At 34.2% G+C, this 15,698-nt stretch carries 12 protein-coding genes; 3 read left to right on the forward strand and 9 right to left on the reverse strand.

Going from position 1 to position 15,698, the window contains the following annotated elements; genetic code table 11:
• Positions 1-7: 7 nt before the first annotated feature.
• Together BMW63_RS02645 and BMW63_RS02650 are read left to right on the forward strand one after the other, a co-directional pair.
• Positions 8-1,114, forward strand: a complete 1,107-nt coding sequence (locus tag BMW63_RS02645) for an ABC transporter permease (RefSeq protein WP_074720928.1) — start codon at positions 8-10, stop codon at positions 1,112-1,114.
• A 13-nt stretch (positions 1,115-1,127) separates the two neighbouring features.
• Positions 1,128-1,955: a DNA/RNA non-specific endonuclease gene (locus BMW63_RS02650; protein WP_074720930.1), complete on the forward strand. Its 828-nt coding sequence runs from the start codon at positions 1,128-1,130 to the stop codon at positions 1,953-1,955.
• 23 nt (positions 1,956-1,978) lie between these two features.
• On the opposite strand, the gene rodA is transcribed toward BMW63_RS02650, so the two are convergent.
• The 6 genes from rodA to purH are packed head-to-tail and all read right to left on the reverse strand — an operon-like array spanning position 1,979 to position 9,154.
• A complete protein-coding gene (gene rodA / locus BMW63_RS02655; RefSeq protein WP_074720932.1) occupies positions 1,979-3,214 on the reverse strand; it encodes a rod shape-determining protein RodA in 1,236 nt (411 codons plus the stop codon).
• A gap of 17 nt (positions 3,215-3,231) precedes the next feature.
• Complete coding sequence (gene mrdA / locus BMW63_RS02660) at positions 3,232-5,166, reverse strand: penicillin-binding protein 2 (protein WP_074720934.1); 1,935 nt, start codon at positions 5,164-5,166, stop codon at positions 3,232-3,234.
• Entirely contained in the window at positions 5,163-5,669 is a 507-nt protein-coding gene (locus BMW63_RS02665; protein ID WP_074720936.1) for a rod shape-determining protein MreD, read from the reverse strand. Before BMW63_RS02665 ends, mrdA begins: the two co-directional genes overlap by 4 nt.
• Positions 5,662-6,486: a rod shape-determining protein MreC gene (mreC, locus tag BMW63_RS02670; RefSeq protein WP_074720938.1), complete on the reverse strand. Its 825-nt coding sequence runs from the start codon at positions 6,484-6,486 to the stop codon at positions 5,662-5,664. Before mreC ends, BMW63_RS02665 begins: the two co-directional genes overlap by 8 nt.
• Before the next feature lie 57 nt (positions 6,487-6,543).
• Positions 6,544-7,572, reverse strand: coding sequence for a rod shape-determining protein (locus tag BMW63_RS02675; RefSeq protein ID WP_074720940.1), 1,029 nt, complete (start codon positions 7,570-7,572; stop codon positions 6,544-6,546).
• Between the two features lie 55 nt (positions 7,573-7,627).
• On the reverse strand, positions 7,628-9,154 hold the full coding sequence (purH, locus tag BMW63_RS02680) for a bifunctional phosphoribosylaminoimidazolecarboxamide formyltransferase/IMP cyclohydrolase (RefSeq protein WP_074720942.1): 1,527 nt from the start codon (positions 9,152-9,154) through the stop codon (positions 7,628-7,630).
• A 165-nt stretch (positions 9,155-9,319) separates the two neighbouring features.
• Here purH and BMW63_RS02685 point away from each other — a divergent pair, with 165 nt between their 5' ends.
• Positions 9,320-10,570 (forward strand): ABC transporter permease, encoded by a 1,251-nt coding sequence (locus BMW63_RS02685; protein WP_074720944.1) that lies wholly within the window; start codon positions 9,320-9,322, stop codon positions 10,568-10,570.
• Positions 10,571-11,020: 450 nt separating this feature from the next.
• Here BMW63_RS02685 and accD read toward each other — a convergent pair whose 3' ends face one another.
• From accD to tamL, 3 genes are all read right to left on the reverse strand, one after another.
• The gene (gene accD, locus BMW63_RS02690) at positions 11,021-11,875 is read right to left on the reverse strand and encodes an acetyl-CoA carboxylase, carboxyltransferase subunit beta (RefSeq protein WP_074720946.1); all 855 of its coding nucleotides are present in this window, start codon (positions 11,873-11,875) and stop codon (positions 11,021-11,023) included.
• A gap of 107 nt (positions 11,876-11,982) precedes the next feature.
• Positions 11,983-13,050: a class II fructose-bisphosphate aldolase gene (fbaA, locus tag BMW63_RS02695; protein WP_074720948.1), complete on the reverse strand. Its 1,068-nt coding sequence runs from the start codon at positions 13,048-13,050 to the stop codon at positions 11,983-11,985.
• Positions 13,051-13,116: 66 nt separating this feature from the next.
• Positions 13,117-15,681, reverse strand: coding sequence for a translocation and assembly module lipoprotein TamL (gene tamL, locus BMW63_RS02700; protein WP_083380333.1), 2,565 nt, complete (start codon positions 15,679-15,681; stop codon positions 13,117-13,119).
• Positions 15,682-15,698: the final 17 nt, after the last annotated feature.

Raw genomic sequence — 15,698 nt, forward strand, 5'->3', positions numbered from 1 at the left:
CTTTAAAATGAATAATACAACACAATCATTAACTGCAATTGCGCTCCATAAATTCAAAAAGAATTGTTGGGGCGTTTTCAGTTTTGCGTTCATCGTAATATTACTTTTCGTTTCGATTTTTGCATATGTTCTCGCACCTGATAATTCAGAAAATGCAAATCAAATGCATCTATCCATACATTCAAAACCGCCAGGTTTTAATGTGACGATGCTGTCTATTCCTTTAGATTTAAAACCAATAACGACAGTTAAAAATTATTTTATGGGCTTTCCTAATAGTGTGACGGAGGTCGCTGTTGAAAGCTATAAGGTCATCGGAAACACTATCGTGTATGTTGAGTATAATGATGAGCCGTCATTAAAAATGGTTAAAGAAATTGATCTAAAGTCTTTTGCTGGACAAAACACAATTGCATCAGTCGAGCAGAACTTTATTAATAATAGAACTTTTTATCTGGGTACAGATAAATATGGTAGAGATTTGCTTAGCAGGATGTTGATCGGTTCGAGAGTTTCGATTTCTATCGGTATTGTAGTCGTCGTAATTTCTCTAATTGTAGGAATTTTTTTTGGTGCAATAGGCGGGTATTTTGGCGGTAAAGTGGATGCATTAATTATGTGGTTGGTCAATATCATTTGGTCGATACCTACACTTCTTTTAGTAATAGCGATAACCTTAGCACTAGGAAAAGGGTTTTGGCAGGTTTTTGTTGCAGTGGGCTTAACAATGTGGGTTGAGGTGGCGCGTGTCGTGCGTGGTCAAGTGATAAGTGTGAAGGAAATGCAATATGTTACCGCTGCCAGAGCTTTAGGGTTTGGTAATTTTCGAATTATATTCAATCATATATTACCTAATATTATGGCACCGGTAATTGTAATTTCAGCTGCTAATTTTGCTTCAGCTATTTTAGTGGAAAGCGGGCTTAGTTTTTTGGGCTTGGGGGCGCAACCACCAATTCCTAGTTGGGGGAGTATCATAAAAGACCATTATAGTTATATTATTTTAGGTAAGCCCTATTTAGCAATGGTGCCCGGTATTGCGATTATGTTGATAACATTAGCGTTTATGATGATGGGTAATGCTTTGCGTGATGCCTTAGATGTTAAAGGGTAATAATTATTTGTAGATGAAGTACGCGCTGTTATTAATGTTCTCAATAGTATGTTTGTCGCTCTTATCATCTTGTAAAAAAGATTTTGAAAGCACTAAGGTAATAAGCAACAATTTATTGACTGATACATTAATAATAAAAAATACGGTAGTTACATTCAATGTCGCATTCGACTATTTACCAGCAGTTTCTTCAAACGAAATAGTCAAGCACAAGTACTTTACTCTTTCGTATAACGAAAAAGCGGAGCAGGCAGAGTGGATGGCTTATGAATTAAAGAAAGAGTACGTCACCAAAAGTAATTTTAGAAGACCTTACTTCATTGAAGATCCAAAAGTAAAAAGTGTTTCTGCTGACTGGAGGAATTATAAAAATTCTGGATATGATAAAGGGCATCTCTGTCCTGCAGGAGACATGCAGTTTGATATAGATGCATACGATGATACTTTTTATACATCTAATATTGCTCCGCAAAATCATGAGTTTAATACAGGGTTTTGGAATCGGCTGGAACAAAAAGTGCGCTATTGGGCTGTTAGATATGATGGTGTTTATGTAGTTACTGGCGGAATTCTTAAGAATTCGACTAAAACAATTGGTAAAGAAAAAGTGGTTGTTCCAGATTCTTTCTACAAAATAGTATTAAAAAGGAGTAATGGTGATTATAGAATGATTGCTTTTCTAGTTCCAAATGAACCAAGCGAAAAGCCACTCTATAATTTTGTAGTGTCCGTGGATAAAATTGAACAACTAACGGGGATTGATTTTTTCCCGAAGCTAGAAGATATAATTGAAAATGACTTAGAAAAGAACACTGATTATAGTAGTTGGGTTTTTAACTAGGAATCAAGTTTTCTTTAGCTAGACTACCATTCATTTACTTTATTGGCGTCCATTTTAAGGAATATAAAGAGTAAAATAGTAAATCCCCAAAGTCCTGATCCTCCATAGGAAAAGAAAGGTAACGGAACTCCAATTGTAGGGAAAACACCAACTACCATTGCGATGTTTACGAAGAAATGGGTGAATAATATACCCGCTACGCAATATCCATAGACCCGACTAAATTTTGTTTTTTGCCTTTCGGCCAAATAAATAACCCTAAGAAATAAGCTTACAAATAGTGCAATTACCACAAGAGATCCTGCAAAGCCCCATTCTTCACCAACAGTGGTAAAAATGTAGTCGGTATGTTGTTCTGGTACAAATCCTCCTTTTGTCTGAGTTCCTTCAAGGAAACCTCTTCCTAGCCATCCTCCAGAACCAATTGCAATTTCTGATTGATTAGTATTGTATCCAATTCCTTTTAAGTCGACCGTTTTACCTAATAATATATTAAAGCGATCTCTATGGTGTTGTTTAAATACATTTTGAAAAACATAACTAACAGACAATACAAAGCCTGAAATTATCGCAAATAGAATACTACTTAGAACGATATTTCGATCTCCTAATCTTGATTTAAAATGTATGATTAAGATCACTAGTAGTGATAGTAATATTACGTATTGTGGTTGTAAAACTAATGTTAGCACAAATAAAGTAATAGCAACAAAACCGGTCCATACATACCAAGATGGGAGTCCTTCACGGTATAAAACAATAATAAAAATACTATAAATGAGCGCACTACCAGGGTCTGGCTGTGGTAAGATAAGAAGAACGGGTAAAAACACAATCGCTAATGCTTGTATTTGACGGTTTACTTCTTTTAAATTAATTTGTGAGTCACTTAAAAATTTTGCTAAAGCTAAAGAAGTTGCTGCTTTAGCGAATTCAGAGGGCTGTAATGTGAAACCACCTATTGCATACCAGCATCGCTGTCCTGCTATTGTTTTTCCAAATAAAAACAGTCCTGCTAGTGAAAGGAGTGAGACGCCAAAGATGATGCTCGCATATTTTTCATAAAATTTACCATCAATAGTAAGTAGTATGAAAATTAGTGGAATAGTCAATATAATAAATAAAAGCTGTTTCTGGTATGTGTCTTCTATAGAGGACAAGGAGGAGGAGTAGATGTTTAACCAACCCATTATCACAAGTGCACTATAAATTAGTATACATGTCCAGTCAAGATTTTTCTTTATACTTTGGTTTTTCATTTGAAACGAATCTCTTTTTAATTTTGTTTAATAGAATCAATTGGGGAAAAATTGGTCATCCCATTTTTATTTCCAATAGAATCCTTAGGGGTAGTTTCGATGGCACTTGCTTCCTTCATTCCTCCTAATTTTGCATATCTGTCTTTTAAGCTAGTGTTCAGTATTTTAGTTTCTAAATCTGTTCTTGTAATTTTTTTTCTGAGGTATTTTTCGATCATTAAGCTGGCGATTGGTCCTGCTATTGCAGCTCCATAGCCCCCGTTTTCAACTAGTATAGCTATGGCAATTTTGGGGTTGTCTTTAGGAGCAAAAGCCACAAAAATGGAATGATCTTCAAGTTTTACTCTTTTTCCTCCAATTTTGGCAAAATTTTCTGCTGTACCCGTTTTACCAGCAATGTCGATTCCTTCTACTCGCAATGCACGAGCTGTACCTAAATTATAAACGTCAAATAGACCGCTAATCATAGGTTTGAAATATTTTTTGTCGATAGTTGTTTGATGTTTTACCTTGAATTTAGGGTCAATTGCTGTTCCTTTAATTTTCTTGATGATATGAGGTGTGTAATAATAACCTTCATTAGCAACCGTGGCCATCATATTGGCTAATTGAATGGGAGTCATAAGAACTTCTCCTTGTCCTATAGAGTTTGATATAATGGTAGTACTTCTCCAGCCTCCGTTAGGATAGATTCTTTTGTATGTTTTTGAATCCGGAATATTACCTCTTTTTCCTGTTGGTAAATCGTAACCCATAAATTGGCCAAGACCAAAACTTTTCACATGATTGCTCCAGACGTCCACAGCAACCGATGGCTTCGCATATTTATTGATAGTTCTCATGTAGACGTTAGCAAAATAAGTATTACAAGAATTGTAAATTCCGTTATTTAACTGTTGACTAGGGAGATGACTGTGACATTTCATAAAGCGCCCTCTTCCGTAACTAAAACCATGATGACACATAAATGTTGTTTGTTCGTCGACCACTCCTTCCTGTAGCCCAATCAATCCTGTTAATATCTTAAAGGGAGAGCCTGGGGGATATTCTGCCAAAAGCCCTCTATCGTAAAGTGGTTTTGCTATAGAATCATAATACAATAAGGTATAGTTTTTAGAGCGTTGTCTCCCAACTAAAATCGACGGATCGTAAGATGGTGCGGTGACAAGAGCTAAAATTTCACCAGTTTTAGGTTCGATAGCTACAATTCCTCCTCTTTTGTTAATCATTAACTGCTGACCGTACTTTTGTAGTTCAGCATCAAGAGTAAGATTTATATCTTCTCCTTGTACAGCGATAGTGTCGTATTTCCCGTCTTTATAGGAACCTATTTCTCTATTGTATTTGTCTTTTTGAAAATATTTAACCCCTTTTATTCCTCTCAAAATTTCCTCGTAACTTTCCTCAACTCCTTGTGTTCCTATTAAATCACCACTATTATAGTAAGGATTTTTAGCAATTAATTGTTCGTTGACTTGAGTGATACCTCCAAAAACATTGGCTCCAAAATCTACTTCGTAGTCACGTAGCGAGCGTTTTTGAAAGTAAAAGCCCTCAAATTTCCTTAATTTTTCTTGGAATGCTGCAAACTCACTCTTATTTAATTGTGGTAAAAATACCGAAGGAAGTCGCGGGCTGTATACTTTAGCTTTAGCTAGTTTTTCGATAAAATCCTCCTTGGTAATATTTAATAATTGGCAAAACTCCAGCGTGTCAATGTTTTTTAACTCTCGTGGAATTACCATGATGTCGTAAGATGCTTGATTTGAAACTAATAGCTTACCATATCGATCAAAGATATAACCTCTTTCGGGATAGTCATATTTTATTTTAATGGCATTATTATCTGATTTTAATTTGAAGCTGTCATTAATCACCTGCAAATAAAATATCCGAATCAGCAGCAACAATGCTCCAACGATAATTAAGGAAGGCATCAGAAATTTTCTCATCTTTTGTTTGGCTTGATTAGGTATATTATTATGATACAGCTAATGATAGTAAACACAGTACTTAATAATGTTCGGATTAATATATCCCAGAAGAAACTGACCTGGAACGCTTCTAATATGAATAGCGTAAAATGATGAATTACTACTGAAATTAATATAAAAGAAAATCGTTCAGGGGTTAAAACATCATTTAATTTTATGGTTTGGTATTCGTAACTAATCCCAAACGAAAATTTAAATATAGAAGGTCTTAGGTATGCTAGAGTCAAACAGGCGGCAGCATGTACTCCTCCTGAATTAGAAAACACATCCATCGTGAGCCCTAACAGAAAACTAGCTAGTAAAAGCGCTGCTCTGTTTCCGTTAACAGGATATAAAACAATAAATAACATATACGGAAGTGGCATTATAAAACCTAAAAAATTCATATTGTTAAAAATAACAATCTGTACGGCCAATAATAAAATAAATCGAGAAATGTTGACTAACAATGTGCTATTCATTTTTCGTTGTTTTTTCTAGATTATTTAGTTCTTCTCTATTGTTACTTTTTATAATGTATACGTGACCTAAATTAGTCATGTCGTTAAATAGCTTAACAGTTATTGTATAGTAGTGAGTTTGGTCATCGATTTCTACTTTATCAATTGTTCCAATGTTGATGTTTTCGGGAAAAATAACGGATTGTCCTCCGGTTACGATAGTATCCCCTTTTCTAATTGCTGCTAATCTTGGTACATCTATCAATTGAACGAAACCAGTACTTTTACCGTCCCATATTAAAGAACCAAAATGATTTGATTTTTTTATTTTGGCATTTATTCGAGATTTGACATTCAAAATGCTGATAACAGTGGAATATTTTGGAGAAGTATTGTCTATGATTCCTACCAATCCTAAATTATTAATCACTCCCATATCAGATTTCACGCCTTGTAAAGCGCCAGAATTTAGGGTTAGGTAGTTTTCATGAACATTGTAAGAGTTATGAATCACTTTTGAAACCACAATATCGTAAGGTTGATTTTCCTTTGTTTTTTCTAATTTTGTAATCGAAATAGAGTCGGTAGTAGCAAACAAAATACTTTTTAGTCTGGCGTTTTCAATTGCCAAAGCATCATTTTGGGTTTTTAAATTCAAATACTCACTTACATTGTTGATGTTTTCATACACGCCGCCACTTAAATAGTTAGCGGAGCTTATTATTTTACTTCTATGGTAAGAGTGAGCTTGTATAGTAAGCAAAAACGAAATGCACAATAACAGCAAAAACAGTATTCTAGTACTGTTTCTGAATATAAAATTAAATATTTGCTGCATTCTCTTGTATAATTATTTTGTTTCAGGATTTGCTTCTAAACGGAATTCTTTAAAAACTTATTTTATTAAGATACTTTTGAATTTACTAATGTTTTTAAGTGCCATACCTGTTCCTCGAACTACTGCTCTCAATGGATCTTCTGCAATGTAAACAGGTAGATCTGTTTTTTGAGAAATTCTTTTGTCTAATCCACGCAACATAGAACCACCACCAGCAAGGTAAATCCCAGTATTGTAGATGTCTGCTGCTAATTCTGGAGGAGTTTGAGATAAAGTTTCCATAACCGCATCCTCAATTCTTTGAATCGATTTGTCTAACGCTTTAGCGATTTCTCTATAAGAAACCTCTACTTGTTTTGGTTTACCGGTAAGTAAATCTCTTCCTTGAACAGACATGTCTTCTGGAGGAGTTTCTAAGTCTTCGATAGCGGCTCCTATTTGTATTTTTATTTTTTCAGCTGTGCTTTCTCCAACAAATAGATTGTGTTGCGTACGCATATAATATACGATGTCATTTGTAAAAACGTCTCCAGCAATTTTTACTGATTTATCACATACAATTCCACCAAGTGCAATTACTGCGATTTCAGTCGTACCTCCACCTATATCAACAATCATATTACCTTTAGGTTGCATAATATCGATACCAATACCAATTGCTGCAGCCATAGGTTCATGAATTAAATAGACTTCTTTGCCATTTACTCTTTCACACGATTCTTTCACCGCTCTCATTTCGACCTCAGTAATTCCAGAAGGAATACATACAACCATTCGTAGAGCAGGAGTGAACATTCTTTTTTTTAATGCAGGTATGCTCTTTATAAACATACTTATCATTTTTTCTGAAGCATCAAAATCAGCAATTACACCGTCTTTCAAAGGCCTTATTGTTTTAATGTTTTCATGTGTCTTACCCTGCATCAAGTTGGCTTCTTTACCAACAGCAATGATTTTACCCGAGATCCTGTCTCTAGCAACTATTGATGGGCTGTCAATTACGACTTTATCATTATGTATGATTAAAGTGTTAGCGGTACCAAGGTCTATCGCAATATCCTCGGTCATGAAATCAAAAAATCCCATAAGTTTTTCAGGGGTTTAAAAAGTTAAAAATTAGGAGCGTACAAAGTTAGACAAATTAATGCTTAAAATGACGTGTTCCTGTAAATACCATTGCAAGTTTGTTCTCATTACAATAGTCTATGCTTAATTGATCTTTTATGGATCCTCCTGGCTGAATAACAGCTGTTATGCCGGCGTCTTTTGCAATCGCCACGCAATCTGGGAAAGGGAAAAAAGCATCACTAGCCATGACAGCTCCGTTTAAATCAAAACCAAAAGTTTTCGCTTTTTCAATTGCTTGAAGTAAAGCATCAACTCTTGAAGTTTGTCCGGTACCAGATGAAATTAGTGTTCCGTTTTTTGCAAAAACAATAGTGTTAGACTTCGTGTTTTTACAAATTTTGGAAGCAAAAATTAAATCTTGAATTTCCTGTTCTGTAGGAGTGGTTATAGTAACGGTTTTTAGATCTTCTTTATTGTCTGTAATATTATTTCTTTCTTGAATTAAAAGTCCGTTTAAGCAAGATCTAACTTGTTTCTGAGGTAATTCTACTTCGTTTTGAACTAATATAATTCTGTTTTTCTTTTCTTGCAAAAGTGTAATAGCGTCAGCATCATAATTTGGAGCAATAACTACTTCACAAAATAATTTATTTATTTCAGTTGCTGTAGCAACATCGATTTTTGTGTTTGCAATTAATACACCTCCAAAAGCGGATGTTGGGTCGCATGCTAAAGCAACGTTATAAGCATCACTTATCGTTTTTCTTGTGGCTAGACCACATGCATTATTGTGTTTTAATATGGCAAAAGTAGGGTCGTCAGTTTTGAACTCACTAATCAAAGTTACAGCTGCATCAACGTCTAGTAAATTATTGTATGATAATTCTTTGCCGTGTAATTTATTAAACATGGCGTCAAAATCACCAAAGAAGAATCCTTTTTGATGCGGGTTTTCTCCATATCTTAATATTTGACCATCTGCAATACTTGCTTTAAAAATAGTTTCATCAGTATTAAAATAGTTAAAAATAGCAGTGTCATAATGGGAAGAAACATGAAAAGCTCTTGTTGCCAATAGTTTTCTGTCTGCAAGGGTTGTTGCGCCATTTTGATCTGTTATCAAATCCAAAAGCAAATTATATTGATCTACTGAAGCAACAATAACGGTATCCTTGAAATTTTTTGCAGCAGCACGAATTAAAGAAATTCCGCCGATATCTATTTTTTCAATAATATCACTTTCACTAGCTCCAGAAGCAACTGTTTTTTCAAAAGGGTACAAATCAACAATTACTAAATCGATTTGGGGAATATTAAATTCCTCCATTTGTTGAACATCACTTTCGTTATCTTGACGATTTAAGATACCTCCAAAAACTTTCGGGTGTAATGTCTTAACTCTTCCGCCTAGGATCGAAGGGTAAGAAGTAACATCTTCTACAGGTACTACTGGAATACCTAAGTTTTTTATAAAATCTTCAGTTCCACCTGTAGAATATAAAATAACATTTTGAGAATGTAATTTTCTAACTATGGGTTCTAAACCTTCTTTTGAAAATACTGAAATTAATGCTGATTGAATCGTTTTAGTTGTATTCATTATGTAGTTATAGTTATAAAGTGCAAAAATAGTTATTTTTTGATTATAAATTTATATGAAGTGTTGTAACATTATCTTAAAAGATCATACCAACTTGTAGTGCCGTTTATTATTTGGTTTTTGAATAATATTTTCGGATTTTTACGATAACACAAAAAAGATTTTATGCTAGTATATCTCCGATTATTGAAAGAAAGCTTTGCTTTTGCAATAAATGCGTTGCGAAGTAATATGTTGCGAACGTTACTTTCTTTATTGGGAGTGACTATTGGGATATTCTCAATTATAGCCGTCCTTGCCGCCGTAGATTCATTGGACAGAAAGATCTCAAAGGATTTAAGTGGTTTAGATAAAAATACTATTTATTTAATGAAATTTTCTTTTGGGCCTTCTGAGATTCCGAAATGGAAAAGAGAACAGTTTCCGAATATTAAGTATGATGAATACACTTATATGAAAGGGGCGATGACCAATACGGATCAATTGGGTTATCAAATTTTCACTAAAAGAGAATCCCTAAAATACGATTCAAATACAGTCAGTGATGTTAATATGGTGCCGGTTTCCTATGAATTTATAGATATTCAAGGATTGGAATTTGATAAAGGAAGGTTTTATAATGAGTCGGAAGCGAATTCAGGAGCGAAAGTTATTGTTTTAGGAAGCGAAATTGCAAATTCACTTTTTGATGGAATAGAACCTATTGGAAAGGAAGTAAGAGTATATGGTCAACGTTTTAATGTAATTGGCGTGCTAAAGAAAAAAGGCGCTGAATTGTTTGGAGACAGTGATGACACTTCGGTATACATCCCAGTTAATTTTCTTAGACAGTTGTATGGAGATAATAATGAATCGTTAGTAAATGTTATTGTTTTTAAACCCAATAAAGGAGTTGATATGGCGGCATATAAGGCTGAAATTTCACAAAAACTTAGAGGTTATAGAGGGGTGAAAGCGGGTGAGATTGATAACTTTTTCATCAATGTATTCTCTGGGTTTACGGATTTAATTGATGGGATAATCTTAAATATGAAATTTGGGGGATGGATGATTAGCGGATTTTCGCTTTTAGTGGGAGGATTTGGTATTGCTAATATTATGTTTGTTTCCGTAAAAGAGCGCACGAATCTAATAGGAATTCAAAAATCATTAGGGGCTAAAAATCGTTTTATCTTGTTTCAATTTTTATTCGAAGCAGTTATATTGTCTGTTATTGGGGGTGTGATTGGATTGTTTTTAGTCTGGATTATTGCATTGGTATTGACTAATGTATTAGATTTTGAATTTGTTTTAGGGATGGGAAATATACTTTTAGGGACATTATTAGCAGGATTAATTGGTTTGATTTCAGGAATATTGCCTGCGATTACTGCTTCAAAATTAGACCCTGTTGAAGCGATTAGAACGGGGATGTAATACGAAACGAAGTTTTGTTTCAGCATTGCTTTTGTCTACTTTATTGCCCTAGCTGCATGATTGCGCCTAGCGTGGGGATTTTAAGAAACATAATTATGAAAACTACAATTTTCTTAGTAGCCCTGATCGCAGCGACATCCTTTTATCTTGTCTCGTTTTTAGAACGAGACAAGATAAAAGATATAGCGTAGAGCAGGAGGGATGTCTCTTGAAAATGAGAATCACTCTGCTTCAAGAAAAGAATTAATGCCAAAAACAAGTACAATATAGTCCAAACTAATTTTTGGCACATCGAGCGGAGTCGAGATGCAATAGTGGTTCTCGACTCTGCTCGAACTGACAATTGGGCTGTTTTATAAAAAGTACTGGTATAAGTTTTAGGAAAGTTAGGTGCAAAAAAAAATCCCAAGAAGTGCTTCTTGGGATTTTTTGGTATAGGTAGTTTTAAAACTATCTAATATCATTATTTTGAATCAAATCGAGATATAAGTTAATCTTGTTTTTTAATTCTTTTCTAGCTGTAATAAAGTCTAGGAAACCATGTTCTAAAAGAAACTCAGCAGTTTGAAAACCTTCAGGTAAATCTTTACCCGTAGTGTCTCTTACAACTCTAGGTCCAGCGAATCCTATTAATGCGCCTGGCTCAGAGATATTAATATCTCCTAACATGGCATAAGATGCTGTAGTTCCGCCTGTTGTAGGATCAGTACATAGTGAGATATAAGGCAGTTGTGCTTCAGCAAGTTGTGCTAGTTTAACCGATGTTTTTGCTAATTGCATCAAAGAATACGCTGCTTCCATCATTCTTGCACCACCAGATTTTGATATCATGATAAAGGGAAGTTTGTTTTTAATCGCGTGATCAATTCCTCTTGAAATTTTTTCACCTACAACAGCTCCCATTGATCCACCAATAAAGGCAAAATCCATACAACAAATCACTACATCTTTACCTTTGGATTTTCCAACTCCAGTACGCACCGCGTCTTTAAGTTTGGTTTTCTCCATAACATCTTTAAGTCGGTCTGCATATTTCTTTGTGTCAACAAAGTGCAAAGGGTCTTTAGACGTTAAGTTTTTATCTAATTCAACAAATTCATTGTTGTCAAATAAGATTTCAAAATAGGTTGCACTACCAATTCTAACATGAAAACCATCTTCTGGACTTACAAATAAATTGCGTTCCAACTCGTCGGCATCAATAATTTTTCCTGTAGGAGATTTGTACCAGAGACCTTTTGGAACATCCATTTTGTCTTCAGTCGCAGTTGTAATTCCTTTTTCTTTTCTTTTAAACCAAGCCATTTTTCTAGTATTCAGTGTTCAGTAATCAAATATTCAGTGTTCAGCTTTTAGTGTTTAATAATCAGTTTGCTAACTGAATACTAAAAACGGAACACTGAATACTATTTTTAAAGTGTATTCACGTTGTTCAAGTCGGCAAATGCTTGCTCTAGTCTTGCGTTGAAAGTCATTTCGCTTTCACGCAACCATTTTCTTGGGTCGTAATGTTTTTTATTTGGAACATCAGCACCTTCTGGGTTGCCAATTTGAGTTTTCAAATAGTCAATGTTTTTAACCATATAATCACGTCCACCTTCAGTAAAGGCAAATTGTAAGTCAGTATCGATGTTCATTTTTATCACTCCGTAGCTAATTCCTTCTCTGATTTCTTCTAGAGTAGAACCTGATCCACCATGGAAAACAAAATCAACTGGATTGTTTCCTGTGTTGAATTTCTTTTGAACGAAATCTTGAGAGTTTTTCAAAATTTTCGGAGTCAATTTTACATTACCTGGTTTGTAAACGCCATGTACGTTTCCAAAAGCAGCAGCAATAGTAAATCTTGGGCTTATTTTAGATAATTCTTCGTAAGCATACGCTACTTCTTCTGGTTGAGTGTATAATTTAGAACTGTCTACATCTGAGTTGTCAACACCATCTTCTTCTCCACCTGTGATTCCAAGTTCGATTTCAAGAGTCATTCCCATTTTGCTCATTCTAGCTAAGTATCCTTTGCAAATTTCAATATTCTCTTCGATTGGCTCTTCAGACAAGTCAATCATATGTGAGCTAAATAATGGTTTACCAGTTGCAGCAAAATGTTCTTCAGAAGCATCTAATAATCCGTCAATCCAAGGTAATAATTTTTTAGCACAGTGGTCAGTATGTAAAATTACTGTAGCTCCGTATGCTTCTGCTAAAGTATGGATGTGTTTTGCGCCCGCAATACCTCCAGCGATAGCTGCTTTTTCATTAGTATTAGAAAGTCCTTTACCAGCGTTAAATTGCGCTCCTCCGTTAGAAAATTGTATGATAACAGGTGCGTTTAATTTTGCAGCAGTCTCAAGAACTCCATTTATGGTGTTAGAACCAGTAACATTTACTGCAGGTAGAGCAAAGCCTTTTTCTTTTGCATAATTGAAAATTTCCTGTACTTGATCTCCTGTAGCTACGCCCGGTTTGATGTTATGTCCCATTTTAATTTTTTTTAGTTGGTTTTTTTGTTTTTAGTTCAAGACTGCAAAAATAAGAATTAAATAGCATTAGAAGGGGTAATTTATTCCAAAATTTAAAACAGAGTGTCCTAAATTGTATTCTCTAAACCATTTTTTGCCAGGTTCGTTGGCAGGATTATAGGTTTTAAATCCGAAATCAAATCGGATAACAAAAAAGTTTAAATCATATCTTAATCCGAATCCAGTTCCTAATGCGATGTCCTTTAGACTTTTAAAACCACTGAAAGTTGACTTCTCATCAATCACGTTGTCGTAAACATTCCAAATGTTACCTGCATCAGCAAAAAGAGCTCCTTTTAAATCTCCTAAAAGTTTAAATCGGAATTCACTACTCAATGCAATTTTCATATTTGCTTCGTTAAAATCGTCTTTTGCTCCACTACGTCCAGGTCCTAAACTATAAGGTTGCCAAGCTCTGTTGTCATTTGAACCCCCAGAAAAGTAACTTCTGGAAAACGGAACGTAATTAGAATTTCCAAAAGGAATTGCTATACCAAAGAAAGTTCTGACTGCAAACACCTTTTCTTTGGTTAAATCCCAGTGCTTAATATAGTCGAATTCGGTTTTAATATATTCTGAGTACTCTATATTAAAGAGTTCAAAATTGCCGTTTTTATTTTCAACTTGATTTGTCGTATTTGAAATTAAAGTTAATAATGTTCCAGCAGATTCAATTTTTGTTTTGAAGAGATAAAAAGTATTATCTAGTAAATCAGTCTTGGTGGTTTTTGTAAACGTGTAACTGGTGGCTAAAATAAAGTCATTTTCAGTCAGTCTTAACCTTCTTTCTTCAATACTTTTTACAGCAGCATACTCTTTATCTGAAACAGTCAAGGCGGTTTTTCCAGATAATACATCGTTAATGAATCCTGATGTTCCATTTTCAATTATCAAGTCTCTATCGGTTGTGTTATTAAAATAGCTTGGTTCTGTATTAAATGTTTTTCCAATTTCATTCAAAGCTTTGTAGGATGAACCATACACATTAAAATAGTTTTGCGGATTCAGATTTTGGACAAATTGGGCGTTAAAAAGGTCAAAACGAGCAGTGTTGTTTTTCTTGGGCGTCCAATTATAGGTAAAGGCTCCAGTTAGATTTTCTTTGTCTAATCCAATGTTTGTTTGTCTAGAAAATCCAATAGCCATTAGCGTAGAAGGAATCATACTTTTTTTAATTATTTTTTCGGTAGAGAAAGGCATGAAAATCCTTGGGACGTTTAATTTTAAGTCCACTCCATATTCTGAAACATTAAAAAATTGATTGTTTGGATTAGCTAAATCCTTGGATGAACCAATGTTTGCACGACCTGAAAGTTCTAGTGTTTCAGCACCATTAAAGACATTTCGTATTGATAGTGATGGACTAAATGCGATTCCAATATCTTGAATATTAGAATGTGTTACGTCAAAAGAGGCTCCAAAACTATATTTTTTTCTTGGTGTCAGGTATATTTTGGCAATCAACGAACTGTAAGTAGTGTCTCTAGTATCAATTTCATATTGTACACTCGGATAATTGAATATTTTAAGGTTATTTAGATAACGTGTGGTTAAAACTGTTTTGTTATCTGCAAAAAGGCCTCCTTTAGTGATAAATATGGCATCTGTTATTGCATACGGCTTGTATTTTAATTTTTTTTGGCTGTATAAATTAAAATTTTTAAACGTGGTGCTATCTGTAATTTTTAAATTACTGTTGTTAGGGGAATAGTCCGTATAGATGTTTACATCGCTTATTTTATATAGTTTGAAGGGCTCGGTTCTGGTAGAATCCTTATCCTGAAAGGAATAATTATTGATGATTACATTTACATTAGCTTTATCTCCTTTTTGAATGGTGTCGATATCGAAATTGATATAGGTAGGCTGAAAATAGTAGGCGCCATTATTTCTAAAATGGGTAGTAATACGGTTTTTCTCCTCGTCAAAATCGATTGTTTTGTATTGATTACCCGATTTAATGACTGACTTGGATTTGATTGTTTCATACAAGGAATCTAATACTGGCGTAGCAATGGCTGTTTGTATAGTATCCAGCATGTATGGTTTTCCGGTACTAATCGCATATTTTATTTTCGCCTTTTTTAAGCTTATTGTATCTACTTTATAAGTTGCATTTACATTAAAAAAACCATTATTGAAATAATAATACTTTAATCGCAAAATAGATTTTTCAGTTTTGCTACTGTCAATTAGCACTGGAGCTTCTCCTGTTTTTTCAAGAAAATCATGAATCCCATGATACCAAAAAGATTTCCCAAGCTTATCTACTTGTTTTGCTGAAAGCCATTTTGATTTTCTCTCATATTTTCCGGGATGATTTCTAAATTTCGCTTGGTAGGTTGAATCTGGATTCAGATTAGCCAAATTGTACAAATGCAAACGCAGACGAAAACCTAATAACAAAGTGCTATTTGGTTTTTGATACAACTGATTAAAGACATTTTCGGCCGTTGTCGCTTTCTCGTTTACTATAATTTGGTTTTTAGTAAGGAGTTGTTTTCCGTCAGGAACTCTTTTTACGACATTACAGGCGCAAATAAATATTGCAATTAGAATAAATGCTGCTATTTTTGTAGAAATCTTCTTCAAGTGTTATAAAATATTTA

The sequence above is a fragment of the Flavobacterium frigoris genome, assembly GCF_900111075.1.
GTDB lineage: Bacteria > Bacteroidota > Bacteroidia > Flavobacteriales > Flavobacteriaceae > Flavobacterium > Flavobacterium frigoris.

Bases quoted from the DNA above. Each gene is read 5' to 3' on its own strand.
- BMW63_RS02650 (WP_074720930.1), top strand. From the start codon at position 1,128: ATGAAGTACGCGCTGTTATTAATGTTCTCAATAGTATGTTTGTCGCTC.
- fbaA (WP_074720948.1), bottom strand. From the start codon at position 13,050: ATGGGACATAACATCAAACCGGGCGTAGCTACAGGAGATCAAGTACAG.
- mreC (WP_074720938.1), bottom strand. From the start codon at position 6,486: ATGCAGCAAATATTTAATTTTATATTCAGAAACAGTACTAGAATACTG.
- purH (WP_074720942.1), bottom strand. From the start codon at position 9,154: ATGAATACAACTAAAACGATTCAATCAGCATTAATTTCAGTATTTTCA.
- BMW63_RS02675 (WP_074720940.1), bottom strand. From the start codon at position 7,572: ATGGGATTTTTTGATTTCATGACCGAGGATATTGCGATAGACCTTGGT.
- BMW63_RS02685 (WP_074720944.1), top strand. From the start codon at position 9,320: ATGCTAGTATATCTCCGATTATTGAAAGAAAGCTTTGCTTTTGCAATA.
- BMW63_RS02645 (WP_074720928.1), top strand. From the start codon at position 8: ATGAATAATACAACACAATCATTAACTGCAATTGCGCTCCATAAATTC.
- mrdA (WP_074720934.1), bottom strand. From the start codon at position 5,166: ATGAGAAAATTTCTGATGCCTTCCTTAATTATCGTTGGAGCATTGTTG.
- rodA (WP_074720932.1), bottom strand. From the start codon at position 3,214: ATGAAAAACCAAAGTATAAAGAAAAATCTTGACTGGACATGTATACTA.
- BMW63_RS02665 (WP_074720936.1), bottom strand. From the start codon at position 5,669: ATGAATAGCACATTGTTAGTCAACATTTCTCGATTTATTTTATTATTG.
- accD (WP_074720946.1), bottom strand. From the start codon at position 11,875: ATGGCTTGGTTTAAAAGAAAAGAAAAAGGAATTACAACTGCGACTGAA.